This is a genomic window from Streptomyces cathayae, assembly GCF_029760955.1.
GTDB lineage: Bacteria > Actinomycetota > Actinomycetes > Streptomycetales > Streptomycetaceae > Streptomyces > Streptomyces cathayae.
On sequence record NZ_CP121682.1, the window covers coordinates 4,115,720 to 4,134,310 of the forward strand.

Below are 18,591 nucleotides of genomic sequence, written 5' to 3' on the forward strand. Positions count from 1 at the left end.
AATGTCGCCCAGGAGGACACCGTGCTCAGCACCATGCAGGACGTACCGCTGCTGATCTCAAGGATCCTGACCCACGGGTCGACGATCCACGGCACGTCACAGGTGACCACCTGGACCGGTGAGGGCGACCCGCACCGCCGTTCCTACGCGGAGATCGGCGCCCGCTCGGCCCAGCTGGCCCACGCCCTGCGTGAGGACCTCGGGGTGGCCGGCGACGACCGGGTGGCCACACTCATGTGGAACAACGCCGAGCATGTGGAGGCGTACTTCGCCATCCCCTCCATGGGCGCGGTGCTCCACACCCTGAACCTCCGCCTTCCGGCCGAGCAGCTCGCGTGGATCGTCAACCACGCCGCAGACCGGGTGATCATCGTCAACGGTTCGCTGATCCCGCTGCTCGCTCCGCTGCTGCCGCACCTGAAGACCGTTCAGCACGTCGTCGTGACCGGGCCCGGAGACCGTTCCGCGCTGGCGGACGCCGACGCCCAGGTGCACGAGTACGAGGACCTGATCGCCGGAAAGCCCCTCGCCTACGACTGGCCGGAGCTGGACGAACGCGCCGCCGCCGCCATGTGCTACACCTCGGGCACCACCGGGGACCCCAAGGGCGTGGTCTACAGCCACCGTTCGATCTACCTGCACTCGATGCAGGTCAACATGGCCCAGTCGATGGGCCTGACCGACCGGGACACCTCCCTGGTCGTGGTGCCCCAGTTCCACGTCAACGCCTGGGGCCTGCCGCACGCCACCTTTATGACCGGCGTCAACATGCTGATGCCGGACCGCTTCCTGCAGCCCGCCCCGCTCGCCGCGATGATCGAGGGGGAGCGGCCGACGCACGCCGCCGCCGTCCCCACCATCTGGCAGGGCCTGCTGACCGAGCTGCTGGCCAAGCCCCGGGACGTCTCCTCCCTCACCCAGGTCACCATCGGCGGCTCGGCCTGTCCGCCCTCGCTGATGGAGGCCTTCGACGAGCTGGGCATGCGGGTCTGCCACGCCTGGGGCATGACGGAGACCTCCCCGCTCGGCACCATCGCCCGCCCGCCGGCCGAGGCCGTGGGCACCGAGGCGGAGCTCGGCTACCGCCTGACCCAGGGCCGTTTCCCGACCAGTGTCGAAGCCCGGCTCACCGGCCCCGGCGGCGAACGGCTCCCCTGGGACGGCGAGTCCGCGGGCGAGCTGGAGGTGCGCGGCCCCTGGATCGCCGGCGCCTACTACAACGGCGTCGACGCCGAACCGCTGCGCCCCGCCGACAAGTTCAGCGAGGACGGCTGGCTGAAGACGGGGGACGTCGGCACCATCAGCCGTGACGGCTTCCTCACCCTGACCGACCGGGCCAAGGACGTCATCAAGTCCGGCGGCGAGTGGATCTCCTCCGTCGAGCTGGAGAACGCGCTGATGTCCCACCCCGATGTCGCGGAGGCCGCCGTCGTCGCCGTCCCGGACGACAAGTGGGGGGAGCGCCCGCTGGCCACGGTCGTCCTCACGGAGGGGTCCACCGCCGACTTCACCACCCTGCGCGCCTTCCTCGCCGACGAGGGCGTCGCCAAGTGGCAGCTGCCCGAGCGCTGGACGGTGATCGAGTCGGTGCCGAAGACGAGCGTCGGCAAGTTCGACAAGAAGGTGCTGCGCAGGAAGTACGCCGAGGGCGCGCTGGACGTCACCCGGCTCTGACGCTCGACGCCCCGCCCCGCCTCCTGACGTCGTGACGCACCACGGCCGCGCCGGGTGGGAACGGACGAACCCCGGTCCGTTCCCACCCGGCGTACGCCGTCGCTCAGTTGGTGCCGATACGGGCGAGCAGGTCGACGATCCTGTCCTGCACCTCGTCGCTCGTGGACCGTTCCGCGAGGAACAGCACCGTCTCGCCGGAGGCCAGCCGCGGCAGGTCGGCCTGTCCGACGGCGGCGGTGTAGACGACGAGCGGGGTGCGGTTGAGCTGCCCGTTCGCCCGCAGCCAGTCGATGATCCCGGCGGACCCGGCCTGCTGCCGACGCACCTGCATCAGGTCCATCACCACCAGGTTCGGCCGGAACTGCCCCGCCAGCGTCACCGCGTCCGCATCACCCGCGGCCCGCGCGACCTGCATACCGCGCCGCTCCAGCGTCGCGGTCAGCGCCAGCGCGATCTCCGCGTGCTCCTCGATCAGCAGCACCCGCGGCGGATGCTGCTCGCTGTCACGCGGCGCGAGCGCCTTCAGCAGTACGGCGGGGTCGGCGCCGTAGGCGGCATCGCGCGACGCCTGCCCCAGTCCGGCCGTGACGAGCACCGGAACCTCGGCGGCCACCGCCGCCTTCCGCAGCGACTGGAGCGCCGTCCGGGTGATCGGCCCGGTCAGCGGGTCCACGAACAGCGCGGCGGGGAACGCCGCGATCTGGGCGTCTACCTCCTCGCGTGAGTTCACGATCACCGGCCGGTAGCCGCGGTCGCTCAGCGCCTGCTGCGTGGCGACGTCCGGCGCGGGCCACACCAGCAGCCGGCGCGGGTTGTCCAACGGCTCCGGCGGCAGTTCGTCGTCCATCGGCTGCGGACGCGGGGGGTCCGCCACCTCGACGGCCCCGCCCGGACCGTCCAGCGGTTCGGGGCCCTCGGCCGCGTCCGCGTCCGGCGCCCCTATCGCGTACGAGCGTCCCGTGCCCTCGGTGGTCGGCGCGAGCCGCGGCTGTCCGGCGGGCGAGTGCTGCGGCTGAGGCTGCGTCGGCGACGGCGCGGGCTGCTGGGGCTGCGCCGGTGCCGGTGCCGGTGTCTGTGCGCGCGCTGCCTGTGCCTGCCGCTGGGCGGGGGCGGAGTCGGCCATCGTGTGCGGGCGGGCGCCCTGTTCGTGTTCCGCGACCGGGTCGGTACGCGTGCCGAGCTTGCGGCGACGGCCCGAGCCGCCCGGCTGGTGCGGGGGAGGCGTGGCCGCCGGCAGCGGCTGCTGGACCTGGACGGCCTGCCGGGTGAACGGCACGCCCTGCCCCAGGGTGCGCACGCTGAACGCACGCCCCTGCGTCGAGTTCGGGTCCACCGGCGCCGTCGGTGCCGGCGCCGGCGCCTCTACCGGCATCGGCAGCGGCTGAGGTTGAGGCTGAGCAGCCCGCTGCACGGGCACGGGCGCTGCCTCGGGAGGCAGCGGGGTGCCCGGTGCGGGCACCGCCCCACCGCTCGGCGGTACGGGGGCCCCCTGCGGCGGTACGGGTGCACCGGCGGCGGGCCACGGCGGCTGCGCGGCCGGAGCCCCGTCGGGCGGAGTTCCCTGACTCGGCGCGGCCTCGGCGGGCAGCGGCTGGGCGACGGAAGCGGGCTGTTCCGCGGCCGGGACGGCGGGCTGTGCCGGAGCGGCGGACTGTGCCGGGACCGGCACGGCGGGCTGGGGCATCGGCTGACCGCCGGGCGCCGCCTGGGGCTGGTCGAGGGGTGCCGGTGCCGGTGGCTGTGCCGCTTGTGCCGGTGCCTGTACCTGAGGCATCTGCCCGGGGACGGCGAGGCCCCGACCCTGCACAGGCCCGCCCTGCGGCGGAACGGCCGACGGAAGGGCCGCACCCTGCCGCGGTACGGGCATGCCCTGCGGGGGAATCGGGGCACCCTGCGCGGGCGCCACCGGCTGAGCCGGGACCGGAGCGGGTGCCGGGGCCGGGACCGGAGCCGGGACCGGCACCGGCGCAGGACCCGCGCCCTGCTCGGCCGGCTGGGCGACGGCGCGACGGCGTCGGCCCGTCGGGGCGCTGGTGGGATGCGGCTGCGGCGGAGTGTGATCGTCGGACTGGTCGTGCGGGACGGCGTCATGGCGCCCGTCGCGCAGGGCGTCACCGGAGGCGGCCGGTCCGGGAAGGGGCACCGGCACCGGGCCCTCCTGCGGGCCCTCGACCACCCCGGCTTGCGCTCCCTGGTCCCCCTGGTCCGCTTCGGGGGGTGGCAGCGCGAACACCGTACGCGGCGCGGCCTCCTGCGCCGCCGCCCGCTCGGTGGCCGCCGCCAGCGCCCGCCGACGCCGCCCGGCCGACTGGGGCTGCTCCTCCTGCGCCTGGCCCTGGCCCTGAGCGGCCTGTGCCGTTCCGTCCGCACCGCCCGCAGCGGGCAACGCGGGCGGCAGGGCGTGCTGCTCACAGGAGACCTGCCCGGCACGCAGCCCTCCGGAGGGGACGGGCACTCCCTGCGGCGGTACGGTCCCGCCCAGCCCGGTGTTCGAGGCGGCGGACCCCGCCGCGGACTCGGCGGCCATGACGACGGCCCCGCCGACCGCACTCGCACCGGGGACGGCGACAGCGGCCTCCGCGCCCTCGGCCGGCCGCCCACGGCGCCGCCCGGTCCCGCCGGACACCACCACCGCGCCCTCACCGGAGGCCTGAGCCGGAAGCTGCGCGGGCTCCGCCGCGGCCGCCGCCCGGCGCCTGCGCCGACCGGTGGGGGGCGTCGCGGCATCCGTACCGGAGCCGGAACCGTCCTCGGCCCCCGGCATCCCGCTCTCCAGGAACGCGTCCACCGAGGCCCGCCGGGCCCTCCGCCGCCCGCCACCGGAACCCGGCTGACCACCCGCGGCCGGACCGGCCTCCTCGGCCGAGGCCTCCGCCGACACCGGGGCCGACGCCGAGCCCGGCCCGGCTCCCTGCGAAGGCACCGGCACCGGCACCGGTACTTCCTCCGGAACCTCCGCAGGCCCCCCGGAAGTCAGCGCGAGCTGCCCCTGACCTGCGGCGACGGCACCGGCTCCGCCCCCGATGGGCACCTCGAGGACGAACGCGCTGCCGCTCATCCCCGGCACCTCGTGCGTCTGCAGCACACCTCCGTGCGCCCGTACGATCCCGCGCACGATCGGCTCGTGCACCGGATCGCCGCCGCTGTACGGCCCGCGCACCTCGAGGCGTACGACCTCACCGCGTTGTGCCGCCGCGACCACGACCGTGTTGTCCAGGTAACCGCCCGCCGACACGCGAGTGTTGCCGGTGGCGTCGACGCCCGCGACGTCCGCGACGAGATGCGCGAGGGCGGTGGCGAGCAGCCGTGAGTCGACCTCGGCCTCGATGGGCGGCGCGTGCACGGCGAACTGCACCCGGCCCGGCCCGATGAGCTCCACGGCCCCGTCGACGCCGGCGGCGACGACGGCGTCGAGCATCACCTTCGTACGGGTGATCCCCTCCGTCCCGGCGTCGAGCCGCTGGTAGCCGAGGACGTTGTCGATGAGGGTGGTGATCCGGGAGTAGCCGGCCGACAGGTGGTGGAGCACCTGGTTGGCCTCGGGCCACAGCTGACCGGCGTCGTCCGAGGCGAGTGCGGTCAGTTCGCGGCGCAGTTCCTCCAGCGGGCTCCTGAGCGACTGCCCGAGCAGGGTGAGGAGCTGTTCGTGCCGGCCGGAGAGGGCCTCGTAGCGGTCCTTCTCCCGCTCGCCGAGCGCGGCGTACCGCTCCTCGTTCGCGGCGAGTTCCTCGGTGTGCGCCTCGCGCAGCTCCTCCAGCTCGCCGACGTGCTTCTGGCGCAGGGCGGTGAGCTCGGAGGCGTGCTCCTCGGCGAGCCGCTCCAGCTCCTCGGCGTGCTGCCGCTCGGCCTCCTCCTTCTCCTTGACGACCGCGTCGTAGGGCCGCCGGTCGGTGAAGGTCATGACGGCGCCGACGAGCTGGTCGCCGTCGCGCACCGGCGCGGTCGTCAGGTCGACCGGCACCTTGTCGCCGCTCTTGGAGTACAGCACCTGCCCGCGCACCCGGTGCTTGCGCCCGGAGCGCAGGGTGTCCGCGAGGGGGGACTCGCCGTACGGGAAGGGGGAGCCGTCGGCGCGCGAGTGGAGGACGAGGGTGTGCAGCTCGCGCCCGCCGAGGTCACTGGCCCGGTGCCCCAGTATCTGGGCGGCCGCCGGGTTGACCAGGACGACCCGCCCGTCGGTGTCCGTCCCGACGACGCCCTCCGAGGCGGCCCGCAGGATCATCTCGGTCTGCCGCTGCGAACGTGCCAGCTCGGCCTCGGTGTCGACGGTGCCGGACAGATCGCGGACGACGAGCATCAGCAGTTCGTCGCCGGTGTAGCCGTGGCTGTCGGTGTCGTACGCCTGCTGATCGGTCTCCAGATTCGCACTGGTGACCTCGACCGGGAACTCGGTCCCGTCGGTCCGCCGGGCGACCATGCGCGTCGGCTTGGTACGGGCCCGCGGGTCGATGTGGTCCGGCCGGCGCATGGAACCGGGGATGAGCTTGGAGTCGAACTGCGGCAGCAGATCGAGCAGCCCGCGCCCCACCAGCGCCGTGCCCGGCGTCTCGAACGCCTCGAGGGCGATGGCGTTGGCGTTGACGACCGTCCCGTTGGCGTTGACCAGCACCAAGGCGTCGGGAAGCGCGTCCAGTATGGCTGCGAGGCGAGCAGTGCCTCGGGATGGCCTGCTGCTCACGAGACGCTTCCTCCCTGTTCCGCTACGAGCCGACCGCGCGGGCCATCTTGCCAACCGGCCCGCAACGTGTCACTCGAGGGAGTCTAAGGGTTGGGATTGCGCTCGCGATGCCGGATGAGACCGAGGTCGCACGTAACGTTTACGGGGATGTGACGCCCGCGTCGCCGTGCACCGGCAACGGCCTGCACCGACGCCGACCGGACCGTTGCGGGACCTTTACACCTTTCCCCCGGTGTGCCGATCCGGCCTCCCTCGCCGCGCCGGCGACGCGCCCGCCACTCGCCGGTCGGAAGGGCTTTGCTCTGTGGCCACCCTGCCTAGTACCGTGGGGGGCGATTGGTGACGGCACGCGTGACTGTGTCATCATCGGCACGCACCACTTGATCCGCGCTCGCGCGCGGAAGGGTTGTGCACGGAGGCGTCGCCTAGTCCGGTCTATGGCGCCGCACTGCTAATGCGGTTTGGGTCTTAAAGCCCATCGAGGGTTCAAATCCCTCCGCCTCCGCACCGTTTCGAAGCCCCGGCCCACCCGGCCGGGGCTTCGTCGTGTCCCTGGCCCCCTCATCCCCGCCGTATCCCTTGTTTTCGCAGGTCGCAAAGGGTGAACCAAACGGATTTCACATGACGGCGGCGGTCATGTAATGTTCTTCCTGTCGCCGCGAGCGAGCCCAGCGGGCCCGGGAGCGGCGAGAAAACTGAAGACACAGGCACTCGTAGCTTAACGGATAGAGCATCTGACTACGGATCAGAAGGTTGCAGGTTCGAATCCTGCCGAGTGCACAGCAGGCCAGAGGCCCCGGAGAAATCCGGGGCCTCTGGTGTTGTGGTGCCGGTTGTTACGTCGGTTCTTCCGGACGCCGGCCACGACTCTCGGCGATGCGGAGAGCGTCTTCCGGGACCGTGCCCTGGGCCCTCGATGGGAACAGCGGCGCGTCGGGTTTGTCTCAGGAGGCGTTACGGCTCTCGGCTTCGGCCTGGGCTATGGCTTCGGCTTCGCTCTCGGCCAGGGCGAGCGTGACACCGAACGCCTGCGCGATGTGGCCGGCCGCCGACATGACGCGTGCTGTCCCTACCACGGGAGCGATTGCGACAAGGAGGTCCTGCAATTGCTCAACCGTGAAGTCAGCTTTGATCGCGGGGTTGATGTGGGCCAGGTAGGAGATCGCCGGTGCGTCCATGGCCACGAGTGCGGCGATGCGGGCATGGATGAGCGTTCGCTCGTCCATGTGGCAGCGCTCGACGGAGTCGATCGTCATGGCGGCGATCGTGTCGAGTACAGGAGTCTCAGATGCAGTAGCCATGGGTGGGCCGCCTTCTGGTTCCGTAGGGAGGTGAACCGCTCTCCGCTTGACTCGGAGATCCCCCTGCCCAGCAGTTGCTGCTCAAGCGTAGGCACCCTCAGGTGATGGCGCGCGTCGAGCCGGACAAGGGACCGAACGTGCTGATCTTGTGGTGGCTGCAGTTCATGCATCGTCTGTCCGTTTTCCCGATTGTGGAAGCGTCCGTGGCAGCTGGTGGCCCGGATGGCGGGCGGTGACTTCCCGCCGCAGGATGGTGGCGACTGCCCTGGGGCGTCCCCCATCCCTCGGGCGGCGGGATCTCGGAGCGCATCATGGACATGGAAAACCTCTGCTTGATCACGCAGCCTGTCCTCGGTCATGCCTCGCGCAGCGGGAACGCTGTGGACCGGTGGACCGAGCTGCGCCACGTCGGGACCTGACAGCAGCAGGCACGTGGTGGTCGCCTCCGGCCCTTGGTGGGCCTCCCCCAGGCGCTCGATCGGCTCCGGCGCGGGCGTGGGCATGGTGATCGCTGTGCTCGCGCTCACGAACGTGATCGACAACCGCTGGGCGCCGTCGTTCCATCTGCTGACCGCGGTACTGGTCAGCGCGCTGTTGCTGGGGGTGCTCTTCCGGGCCGGTGGCACTTGGGCGGACGCGGGACTGGACCCATCCGCGCTGGGGCGTGGTGTGCGCTGGGCGCTGGCGCTGATCGGGCTGGTCTGCGTCGTCTACCTGGCTGCGGCGCTGCTTCCGAGCACCCGCGGCCTTTTCGCCGACCAGCGCTACAGCGGGTTCACGGGCGGTCAGGTGGCACTCCGCATGGTGATCACCGTCCCTGTGGGTACGGTCCTGCTGGAGGAGGTTGCGTTCCGGGGAGTCCTGTACGGGTTGGTGGATCGTGCGCGTGGCGTCGTCTGGGCAACCCTCGTGTCCAGTGGGTTGTTCGGGTTGTGGCACATCCTGCCGTCGCTGGGTCTGGTGGCGGCGAAGTCCCGGCTGGTCCCGGTCTTCGGCCACTCCGCGCTCGGCTCCGTCGTCGCGGACGCGGGAGCGGTCCTGTTCACGGCGGCCGCGGGTGTGATCTTCTGCGAACTGCGTCGGCGCAGTGGCAGTCTGCTGGCGCCGATGGGCCTGCACTGGGCTGTCAACGCTCTGGGCTACCTGGTCGGATTCCTGTTGCGGTGAGAAGGGTGCCTGACCCCTGCCGGGGGCTCGGGTGTGTGGAGTCAGCCCTCGGCGGCAATGACCTCTTTCAGATGGGCGAGGTCCTGGGCGGTGACGTGGGCGGGCCGCATGACGGCGTTCCAGGCGTCTACGTATTCAGTGGTGTATTTGTGGCCGTGGCCGTCCGGGACGCCGGTGGAGAACGGAAGGTCGGCGGTGACCTGCCAGAAGGTCACGAAGGGGAGCCAGAGCATGCCCTTGAGCACGTCCTTTCCGTGCTGCTCGGTGAGCCAGTCCGGTGCGTTGAAGATGAGACGGGGGCTCCACCAGACGATCGGGTCGGAGGGGTGCATCAGGTAGAGGACCCGGGTGCCGTCCCAAGGCCGGTCCGCTGGGGGGATGCCCGTGGCTGGGTTGGTTGTGAAGCGTACGGTCCGGCCGTCTCGGTAGACCGGTTGGATCTCTGGGCTGCCGGGATCACGCTGGTCGCTGAACTGCCGGAACAGAGTGTTGAAATTGGGTGGCCCGGCGAACAGGGTGCCGGCGGTACGGATGCGCAGGTCGGCTTCTCCGCTGAAGGCGGCCTCGCTGCCGAACGATCCCAGGCTCTCCCCGGCGACGAACAGGCGGGGGCGCCGGCTCTGCGGCAGCTGCAGCCAGGCGTCGTAGACGGCGTCGAACAGGTCGCGACCCGCCGCCCGTGCCTTCGATTGGTCCACGAGGTAGGAGATCCACGACGGCAGGTAGGAGTACTGGATGGCCACGGTCGCCGAGTCGCCGCCGGCGAGGTACTCGAAAGAGTCCACCGCGGCGGGGTCGACCCAGCCGCTGCCCGTGGTCGTCACCACGAGCAGGTTCTTGCGCTGGAATCCGCCCGCGCGTTTCAAGTCGGCGACCGCCAGCGAGGCACGGGACTCGGTGCTGCCCGACGACGCCAGTCCGGCGTAGGCGCGGATCGGTTCCGCCGCAGGACGGTGGGTGAAGCCCGTGATGTCCGACGGCGAGGGGCCCGTTCCGGTGAAGCCGCGTCCTTGCAGGCCCAGGGAGCCCCACGGAACCAGTGAGCCCGGCCCTCCCGAGCGCAGGCTCGTGGTCGGCTGGTGCACCCCTTCCTGGGTCGTCGTGTTGCGCACCGAGAAAGCCTGATTGGCCAGGGCGACGCATCCGTCGAGGAGAAGACTGGTGACGATCAGATAGGCGAGACCGGTGACCAGGATCCAGCCGACCGCCCGAGCGGCCCGTGCCCCGACCCAGCGCTTGAGCAAGTCCGAGAGCCGGCGATAAATCCCGCGAACGCCACGCCCGGTCAGCAGGAGGAGGCAGAAGACCAGCACCGCGATGAAGGGCGACGCGACGGCGAGCGGAACACTGTAGTCCGTCACCCCCATCAGCCGGCGGATCTCGTACTGCCAGTACTGCCCGAACCCGAAGAAGACACCGAAAAGGATCGGCGCGCCGATGAAGAAGGCGGGCCAGGACCAGCGTCGCGCAGGCCGGGGCTCCCGGTCCGCGAAGGCGCGCCACACGCATGCGGCCAGTACGCCGAGCCCGTAGCCGATGGCCGCCGTGATTCCGCAGATCATCCCCTGGAGCAGACCCCCGCGCGGGAGCAGCGAAGGCGTGAAGGACAGACACCCCAGCACCACGGCGCCCCAGCTCCCGGGAAGGGTGGCGTACAGCAGCTTCCGGTGCCGCGCGGGCTGCGCCGGCCCTCCTGGGGTACCGCCCCCTGCCGTCAGACCCGCTCCGGCCTCACTCGCAGCGGGCGCTCCGGCCCCGTTCGGATGCTCCTGCGGCCCCCGTGTTCCGGACATGTGCGCACTCCCTTCGAGGACGTCATGCCGTGTTCAGCACAGTTCTGTCCGGCCTGCTGAGGCCTCGCCCACTGCGGGTGATTTCCGCGCACGACAGGTGCTTCGGTGCGGCCCGGCTTCCACGCATCTCGTTTCCCAGCCGGAGCGATCTCTTCCCAGTCGTGAGTGGCTTCCCGAAGTGCCGGGCAGGACCGGGGTCCGCCGGCACAAGCTCCCCCGAGCCGTGTGAGGCTTTTCCGGGACGACTCAATGCCGGGTTCTGGTGGCACCAGGACTCCGCGACGTCAGCCGGACGGCCGCAGCCCGGTTTTCTCCCCTCCGGGGAGTCGCCGTCAGGAGATCGGATTACTCAATGGGCGAGTGAACGCCGTCGAGCACGATCAGTGGCCGAAGAAGTGAAGGGCCTGGTCTCTGACCTGGGGCCGTGCCCTCGATCAACGCTGCGACCTGCGACTTAGCTGCCGTTGGTCGTCGTTGAGCGCCCTTTTACGGTCCCAGGACGGCCCGGATGGGCGTCTCATGATGCCGCTTCGGGTGAGAGGGCACAACGTGCGGTGGGGGCTCAACGCAGCATGCGGCCCACGATGGCCCCCAGGTGGATGATCACGCCGACTGCCACCAGCCATGACAGGAGGACCATGACGACGCCAATAGGGCCGAACTTTTGTTCGTTCGCCACGATCGTCGCTGAGAAGTAGCGGGCGGAGAACACCCCGAGGCCGGTCCAGCAGACGCTGGTGACCAGGGCTGGGAGGAACAGGGCACGCCATGCCACCGTACCGGCGAGCAAGATGTACAAGCTTCCCCACCAGAAGACGACCGCCCAGAGGAAGCCGATCAGGCTGGTCAGGAGCCACCCGCCGAACGCCCTGCCGAGCGCGGCCTGCGCGGCAGAGTAGGCGAGGAGCCCTGCAAGCCAGGCGAGCTGGGCCGCGGTGTTCCGCCACCCGCCTCCAAGGACGTTGAACAGCATCCGGTACCAGCTCTGGAGGGTGCCGGCCACGGCCATGGCTCCGAGCAGCAGCAGGACGGCGCTCGTCCCGGTGAGGGGGTACGACGTCGTTGCGGGGACAAACAGGGATGCCACGGCCTGTGCCGCCTGCTGGTTCAGCCCCAGCCAGCTGACGACGGCCATGGCGGCCCCGCGGCCTGCCGCCGCGGTGATGATGATCAGGAATGGAAAGAAGCACAAGAACGCGAGCGAGGCCAGTTGAAAGGAGTGCCCGAAGAAGTCGACCGCCGAGAGCCGACCCCACAGCAGGCCCACCCCGCTCCCCTCGAAACGGCGGCCGGCGGCCCGCCACTGCTGATCTGCACGCCACCATCGGCTGTGCCTTCGCCGGTGGGGTGCGTTACTGCCGTCGCCCATGCAATGAAGTGAACCTTGGTCGACCGGCCGTGTCACGGCAGAGAAGGGGCGAACGCACGTACCGGGGCAAGCGGAAGCGCTGTAGCTCGCCCAGCGGGCCTTCACCTCGGACCCGGACCGGGCGTCATGCTGACCCCGTCGGTCAACGTCGTGCGGTCGAGCTTCCCAGAAGAGCGGCAAGGGGAGGTCTCGGGGCTGTCCCGCAGCGTGTCGAACCTCGGCTCCTCCTTCGGGACAGCCATCGCCGGCACCATCCTGGTGCCCGGACTGACCACGGGGCCCCAGGCCGCAGCGGTGATCGCCCTGGTCGTCACAGGACTCGGCGGTACGCCTCCCCAGGCGGACCGGCCCCACCCCCGTGCACGTCCCGCACAGCACGGCACCGCAGGCACGTGCAGCCGCATCGCTTGCGTGCGGCTCATCCCCAGAGGGTGGTGGAGCCGCCTTGAACTGGTGGGAGAAGTGGCACCTCACAGGAGAGCTCTGTTCAGCCCGGTGTCCGGGACCGGTGAGGTTGATGCGCCGGCAGCGGGTTCGCTGAGGCTGCGACGGGCGCCGACACTTGACGGCGACGCCGTGGTTCCCATGTGACGGCAGCTCTGACGGCAACCGCAGCACACAGACGCGCATGATCACGGAGGTCAGCGATCGAAGCCCAAGGCCGTGAACTGTCCTCATGGCGTGCTGCCCGATCCTACGGATCAGAAGGTTGCAGGTTCGTCCCGCCGAGTGCACAGGAGGTCGAAGGCCCCGGAGAGATCCGGGGCCTTCGGCGTTTCCTTTGACGGCGGTGCCCGGCTGCACCGTGCCCGTTTCAGGGGGTGGCTGCCGGTGGGCGAGCCCGGTGCCCGGACAGGGGAGCCGGGGACCGCCTCATGCGGCGGACGACGGGATGTTCTGGTTGGCGTGGAAGAAGTTGTCCGGGTCGTAGGCGCGCTTGACCGTGGTGAGCCGGTCGTAGTTGCCGCGATACGTGGCCCGGACGCGCTCCGGGCCCTCCGCTTCTCCGAGGAAGTTGACGTACGAGCCGCCCATGGAGTGCGGGTGCAGGTCGGTCCAGTAGTCGACGCACCACTGCCGGATCAGGTCGGCGTTGGCCGGATCGGGGTCGATGCCGGCGATGATGCCGGACCACACGGCGTCCCGGTAGGCCCAGGAGGTCTCCTCGGGGCCGACTCGGTGGGCCGCCCCGTCCACGGGGTACAGGTGCATCGTCGACAGCCCGGTGGGGATGCCCTGGCCGTACCTCTCGTGCACCGCGACGGCGTCGTCGGAGATGCCGTCGAAGAAGTCGCCGCGCCAGTACCACTGCAGCCCCTTGGGCATCAGTTCGTCGAACATGCTCTGCAGGGCGGGGTAGGGCATGGGGGTGGTGAAGTGGAAGGCCGGCGGCGCCGGGTCGTTGACCACGGACAGCGTCTCCTCCAGGCGATCGGCCTCCAGATCGCCGGTGCAGCACCAGATCACGGCGCACATCTTCTGCCCGTGGATCGGTTCCGGGAAGGGCGGAGCGGGCGGGACCGCCAGGACCGCGAAGAAGCCGGTGAGGTCCTCCGGCGCGGCGGGCAGGAAGTCCCGGTACCACCGCAGCACCTCCGCCGCGCGGTCGATCGGCCACACGGTGACCGCGACGCCGACCGTGTGCACCGGGTGCAGCCGGTAGGTGAACGAGGTGACCACGCCGAAGTTGCCGCCGCCGCCCCGCAGCCCCCAGAACAGATCCGGGTTCTCCTTCTCGGAGGCGGTGACGACGCTGCCGTCGGCCAGGACGACGTCCGCGGCGATCAGGCTGTCGATCGTCAGGCCGTACTTACGCGTCAGGTGGCCGTGCCCGCCGCCCAGCGTGAGACCGCCCACCCCCGTGGTCGACATGATCCCGGTCGGCATGCCGAGGCCGAAGGCGTGTGCCTCGTGGTCCACATCGCCCAGCAGGCTGCCGCCGCCCACCTGCGCGGTTTCGGTGTCCGGGTCGACCCGCACCCAGCGCATCGGGGACAGGTCGAGAGTCAGCCCGTCGTCGATCAGGCACAGCCCCGGCCCGCTGTGCCCGCCACCGCGTACCGCGACGTCGACGCCGGTCTCCTGGGCGAAGGCGAGGCCGGCCCGCACGTCCGCCGCCCCGAGGCACTGGACGATGACGGCCGGACGCCGGTCGATCATGGCGTTGTAGAGGCTGCGGGTCTTGTCGTACTCCGCGTCCTGCGGCGTGACGACACGTCCCCGCAAGGCCGCGCGCAGACTGTCGAGGGCAGGTGCGTCGATGCCACTCATGGTGGAACGTCCCTTGGACTTGGACGGGGAGGGATCGCGGAGCCGGATGGCCGGGGCCGCACGAAGTCGCCGGTTCGGCCGGCGTTCGTCCAGGGGCCCGGGAATCGAATCCGCCGCTGTGCCCAGTGTGACGCCGGGGACTGTGACGCGCGACATGTCGGTGTCCGGTGTCCGGCACTCGGCGTGCGGTCGTTGGTGTTCGGCTGTCGGCTGTCGGCTGTCGGTGCGAGGGGCCGTCCGGTTGGTCGGTGACGGGGGCGACCGGTGTCAGGGGCTGCTGCGGTGGCTGCTTTCGCGGCGCAGGAACGCCGTGCGGAGCTGGCGGCTCAGGGCCGTGGCCGCCGCGGTGAGGAAGATGAAGGTGTAGAGGATCTGGAGCATGGCGACCAGGCGGGCCGTCTGGCCGTGCGGGGTGATGTCGCCGTAGCCGATGGTGGCGAGGGTGACCAGGGTGAAGTAGAGGGAGTCCAGGCGGGTGCTGAGGCCGATGAATTCACCGGGGTGCTGGGCCAGGGCCTGGTAGGCCGTCGCGAAGACCAGGATGGTCAGGCACATCAGCAGGGGGATGACCAGTCCGGGACGGGCGTGCGGACGGTCGAGGAGGACATGGGCGATCTGCTGGAGCAGCAGGGCGGCTATGAGTGCCAGGGCCAGGACGAAGAAGGTCCAGCTCAGGGCGGGGCGCTGTGGGCCCAGGCCGTCGAGGGGGAGCAGGAAGTAGGCGGTGACCATGATGGTCGCGCCGACCGCCTGGACGAACCAGGACCACGGGGTGCCCCGTGGTGTGAAGGGCTTGCGGCCGCTGTTCATGGGGGTGCCGGGGATCGGCGGGAGTGAAGGGTGTCCGGTGTCCGGTGTTCTAGGTGCGGCTCGGCTCGTCGCGTGGTGCGCACAGGGCCCAGATGACGAATCCGTAGACGACCATGAGGGTGATCGACCAGACCGGTGCGTAGGGCAGCCACACGAAGTTGGCGATCATGCCCAGTCCGGCCAGTACGACACCCGTGACGCGGGCCCAGGTCGCCCCGCTGAACAGGGCGATCCCTGCGGCCAGTGCGAGGGCGCCGAGGATCAGATGGATCCAGCCCCAGCCGGTCAGGCTGAACGCGTAGGTGAAGTTGGGGGTGGTGACGAAGATGTCGTCCTTGGCGATGGCGGCGATCCCCTCGAAGATCGCCATGATTCCGCCGAAGGTCATCAGCACTGCCGCGGCCGCGGTCCAGCCCATCGCCCAGGTGCTGCGCGGTGCCCATTCGGTTCGGTGGTGCGTTCCGCCGACGTTGCTGGCCATGTGTTCGCCCTTTCGGTCGTCCCCGAGCGGTACGGCCCCTTCTCCAGGTTTGCACCGGGCAGGGCGGGCGGCACCTCGGTGGGCGGTGGGGCGCCTGCCGCCGTCGATGTCAGTGGTCGGCCCTACGCTCGTGAGAGATGGCACGGACATGGAAGTGCTCGGGACTGCGCTGGTCGGCGGAGGGTCCCGTGCTGGAGTGGGAGGGCGGTCGGCGCACCGCGCTGACCTGGGGGAAACGGGTGGCCTTCGGGGTCGAGGAAGGGGGCGTGCGGACATGCGTGGGGGCACGGGGACACGCGTGCCCGCTCGGCGTGGTGGTGCCGGGGCGGAGTACGGGGGCGCGCTGCGAGGAGTGCGCGCGGCTGGACCGGGCGCACTCCGTGGCCGCCGACACCCTCGCGGACGATCCGCGGCCGTACCGCGTGTACCTGGCGTGGTTCGGTCCGGGGATGGCCAAGGTCGGGATCACCGGGGTGGAGCGGGGATCGGCGCGGCTGCTGGAGCAGGGGGCGGTCTGCTTCAGCTGGCTGGGGAGCGGGCCGCTGATGGCGGCGCGGCGCACCGAGGAACTGCTGCGCGCCGCGCTCCGCGTGCCCGACCGGATTCCGTACGCCGACAAGCGGGCGGTGCGGGCGGTGCTTCCGGGCACGGCGGCGGAGCGGGCGGCGGAGCTCGCGGAACTGCATGCGAAGGCGGTCGCCCTGACCGGGTGGCCCGAGTCGCTCGACCGTGCGCCCTTCCGGCCCGTCGATCATGTGCGGGTGTTCGGGCCGGCAGGGGTGCCGGCCGCCGCGGGGGAGGTGAGCGAGCTGGTCGCCGGGGGTGCGGCGAGCGGGGAGCTGGTGGCCGCCGCGGGGCCGGATCTGCATCTGGCGACGGGGAGCGGGAGCGGGAGCGTCGACGGGAGCGGGGTCGTGGTGCTGGACACGCGGTTGCTGACCGGGTGGGGGCTGGTGCCGGGCGCGGGGCGGGGGTTCGACCTGCCGGTGAGGGCGCTGAGGGGGGCGGCCGGTGAGGGGGCGGGGGTGCAGGACGGGCTGTTCTGATGCCGGCCCGGCTCCGTACCGGGCCTGCGGGCTCGGCCGGTCCGTCGGACTGTCCGGTGCTGTTCGGCGTCGTCCGGTCTCCGGTTCGTTCTTCCTGCAGGGGAGTGGACCCGGGACGCGGTCAGGGGTGATCGTGGCAGCATGAGTGATCACCCCACGGCACCGGCGTCAGCGCCGGAAGCGGCCCCGGAGCGGGGACCGGTACCGGCTTCGGAATCCGTAGCGGAATCCGCCGAGGTGCGGCGGTTCTGGGAGGGGCTCGGGCTTCCCGGACTCGTCGACGTGCACACGCACTTCATGCCGGAGCGGGTGCTGCGCAAGGTGTGGGCCTACTTCGACGCACTCGGACCGCTGACCGGCGGGGTCGAGTGGCCGATCACCTACCGGCAGGAGGAGAGCGAACGGGCCCGGCTGCTGCGGGAGTTCGGGGTCCGCGCCTTCACGGCCATGCTGTATCCGCACAAGCCCGGCATGGCAGGGTGGCTGAACGGCTGGGCGGTCGACTTCGCCCGCCGTACGCCCGACTGTCTGCACACCGCCACGCTCTTCCCCGAGCCCGACGCCGAGGCGCAGGTCCGGGAGGCCGTCGAAGCGGGGGCACGGGTCTTCAAGGCGCATGTGCAGGTGGGGGCGTACGACCCGGCCGACCCGTTGCTGGACGGGGCCTGGGGCGTGCTCGCCGAGGCGGGCGTCCCGGTGGTGGTCCACTGCGGTTCGGGGCCGGCGCCCGGCAAGCACACCGGGCCCGAGCCGATCGCGCGGGTACTGGCCCGGCATCCCCGGCTGCGGCTGATCGTGGCGCACCTCGGGATGCCCGAGTACGAGGACTTCCTCGACCTCGCCGCGCGCTACGAGGAGGTGCGGCTGGACACCACCATGGCGTTCACCGACTTCACCGAGCGCATGGTGCCGTTCCCCCGGCGGGCCCTGCCCCGGCTGGCCGACCTCGGCGACCGGATCCTGCTCGGCACGGATTTCCCCAACATCCCGTATCCGTACGTCCACCAGCTCCACGCCCTGGAGCGGCTCGGGCTCGGGCAGGCCTGGCTGCGGGCGGTGTGCCACGACAACGGTGCCCGGCTCTTCGGCCTGGGCGCGAGCGGGGAGTCGTCGGCCTCCTGAGGCCCCGTACCTCCCGGGGCCGGGACCGGGAACGGGGAACCGGGAACCGGAGTTTCTCAGGGAAATCACAGACTTCCGCAAGGGCGCTCTCAGAGGTCCCCGCGACGGTGTGGAGCATGACCACGACCTCGCCCCAGGGGCGCGCCGAACTGCTGAGGACGGACGGGAGTCCCGTCCGGGTGCTTGTGGTGGACGACGAGCAGTCGGTCACCGCACTGCTGTCCATGGCCCTGCGCTACGAGGGCTGGCAGATCCGCAGCGCGGGGGACGGCCAGGGCGCCGTCCGTGCCGCGCGCGAGTTCCGGCCCGATGCCGTCATCCTGGACATGACGCTCCCGGACATGGACGGGCTGTCCACGCTCGGGCGGCTGCGCCGCGAGCGGCCGGGCGTCCCCGTCCTCTTCCTCACCGCCAAGGACGCCGCCGAGGACCGGGTCGCGGGCCTGACCGCGGGCGGCGACGACTGCGTGACCAAGCCGTTCGGCCTGGAGGAGGTCGTCGCGCGGCTGCGCGGGCTGATCCGGCGCTCCGGCGCGGCCGACCGCCGGCCGGAGTCCGTGCTGATGGTCGGCGACCTCACCCTCGACGAGGACAGCCACGACGTCACCCGGGGCGGGAAGCACATCCACCTCACCGCCACCGAGTTCGAACTGCTGCGCTTCCTGATGCGCAACCCGCGGCGCGTGCTCAGCAAGGCGCAGATCCTCGACCGGGTCTGGTCCTACGACTTCGGCGGGAAGGCCAACGTCGTCGAGCTGTACATCTCGTATCTGCGCCGGAAGATCGACGCGGGCCGGGAGCCGATGATCCACACCCGGCGCGGCGCCGGGTACCTGATCAAGCCCGCGGTCGTGTGAGCGGACGGCGACGACCGCGCCC

At 71.4% G+C, this 18,591-nt stretch carries 13 protein-coding genes and 2 tRNA genes; 8 read left to right on the plus strand and 7 right to left on the minus strand.

The window, feature by feature from the left end; all coding sequences use genetic code 11:
• The first annotated feature begins 21 nt into the window (after positions 1–21).
• A complete protein-coding gene (locus PYS65_RS18730) occupies positions 22–1,674 on the plus strand; it encodes a long-chain fatty acid--CoA ligase (RefSeq protein ID WP_279335094.1) in 1,653 nt (550 codons plus the stop codon).
• Positions 1,675–1,777: 103 nt separating this feature from the next.
• Here PYS65_RS18730 and PYS65_RS18735 read toward each other — a convergent pair whose 3' ends face one another.
• Positions 1,778–6,352, minus strand: coding sequence for a hybrid sensor histidine kinase/response regulator (locus PYS65_RS18735; protein WP_279335095.1), 4,575 nt, complete (start codon positions 6,350–6,352; stop codon positions 1,778–1,780).
• 414 nt (positions 6,353–6,766) lie between these two features.
• Between PYS65_RS18735 and PYS65_RS18740 the strand changes: the two genes are divergently transcribed.
• Positions 6,767–6,857, plus strand: a tRNA-Ser gene (locus PYS65_RS18740).
• A gap of 202 nt (positions 6,858–7,059) precedes the next feature.
• Positions 7,060–7,132 (plus strand) — tRNA-Arg (locus PYS65_RS18745).
• Positions 7,133–7,296: 164 nt separating this feature from the next.
• Here the strand turns inward: PYS65_RS18745 and PYS65_RS18750 are convergent.
• Positions 7,297–7,653: a carboxymuconolactone decarboxylase gene (locus tag PYS65_RS18750; protein ID WP_279335096.1), complete on the minus strand. Its 357-nt coding sequence runs from the start codon at positions 7,651–7,653 to the stop codon at positions 7,297–7,299.
• Positions 7,654–7,757: 104 nt separating this feature from the next.
• Between PYS65_RS18750 and PYS65_RS18755 the strand changes: the two genes are divergently transcribed.
• Entirely contained in the window at positions 7,758–7,889 is a 132-nt protein-coding gene (locus tag PYS65_RS18755) for a hypothetical protein (protein WP_279335097.1), read from the plus strand.
• Positions 7,890–8,085: 196 nt separating this feature from the next.
• On the plus strand, positions 8,086–8,820 hold the full coding sequence (locus PYS65_RS18760; RefSeq protein WP_279335098.1) for a CPBP family intramembrane glutamic endopeptidase: 735 nt from the start codon (positions 8,086–8,088) through the stop codon (positions 8,818–8,820).
• A 41-nt stretch (positions 8,821–8,861) separates the two neighbouring features.
• On the opposite strand, the gene PYS65_RS18765 is transcribed toward PYS65_RS18760, so the two are convergent.
• The 5 genes from PYS65_RS18765 to PYS65_RS18785 form a co-directional block, all read right to left on the minus strand.
• Entirely contained in the window at positions 8,862–10,613 is a 1,752-nt protein-coding gene (locus PYS65_RS18765; protein ID WP_279335099.1) for an alpha/beta hydrolase, read from the minus strand.
• A gap of 562 nt (positions 10,614–11,175) precedes the next feature.
• Complete coding sequence (locus PYS65_RS18770) at positions 11,176–11,982, minus strand: ribonuclease BN (RefSeq protein ID WP_279335100.1); 807 nt, start codon at positions 11,980–11,982, stop codon at positions 11,176–11,178.
• Positions 11,983–12,855: 873 nt separating this feature from the next.
• Complete coding sequence (locus tag PYS65_RS18775) at positions 12,856–14,253, minus strand: FAD-binding oxidoreductase (protein ID WP_279335101.1); 1,398 nt, start codon at positions 14,251–14,253, stop codon at positions 12,856–12,858.
• A gap of 267 nt (positions 14,254–14,520) precedes the next feature.
• Positions 14,521–15,063, minus strand: a complete 543-nt coding sequence (locus PYS65_RS18780) for a potassium channel family protein (RefSeq protein ID WP_387036515.1) — start codon at positions 15,061–15,063, stop codon at positions 14,521–14,523.
• A 49-nt stretch (positions 15,064–15,112) separates the two neighbouring features.
• Positions 15,113–15,544: a DUF7144 family membrane protein gene (locus PYS65_RS18785; protein WP_279335102.1), complete on the minus strand. Its 432-nt coding sequence runs from the start codon at positions 15,542–15,544 to the stop codon at positions 15,113–15,115.
• Between the two features lie 137 nt (positions 15,545–15,681).
• Here PYS65_RS18785 and PYS65_RS18790 point away from each other — a divergent pair, with 137 nt between their 5' ends.
• The 3 genes from PYS65_RS18790 to PYS65_RS18800 all read left to right on the plus strand — a co-directional run bounded on the left by PYS65_RS18790 (position 15,682) and on the right by PYS65_RS18800 (position 18,569).
• Complete coding sequence (locus tag PYS65_RS18790) at positions 15,682–16,590, plus strand: DUF2797 domain-containing protein (RefSeq protein ID WP_279335103.1); 909 nt, start codon at positions 15,682–15,684, stop codon at positions 16,588–16,590.
• Between the two features lie 141 nt (positions 16,591–16,731).
• The gene (locus PYS65_RS18795; RefSeq protein ID WP_279335104.1) at positions 16,732–17,712 is read left to right on the plus strand and encodes an amidohydrolase family protein; all 981 of its coding nucleotides are present in this window, start codon (positions 16,732–16,734) and stop codon (positions 17,710–17,712) included.
• Positions 17,713–17,828: 116 nt separating this feature from the next.
• Entirely contained in the window at positions 17,829–18,569 is a 741-nt protein-coding gene (locus PYS65_RS18800) for a response regulator transcription factor (protein ID WP_279335105.1), read from the plus strand.
• The last annotated feature ends 22 nt before the right edge of the window (positions 18,570–18,591 follow it).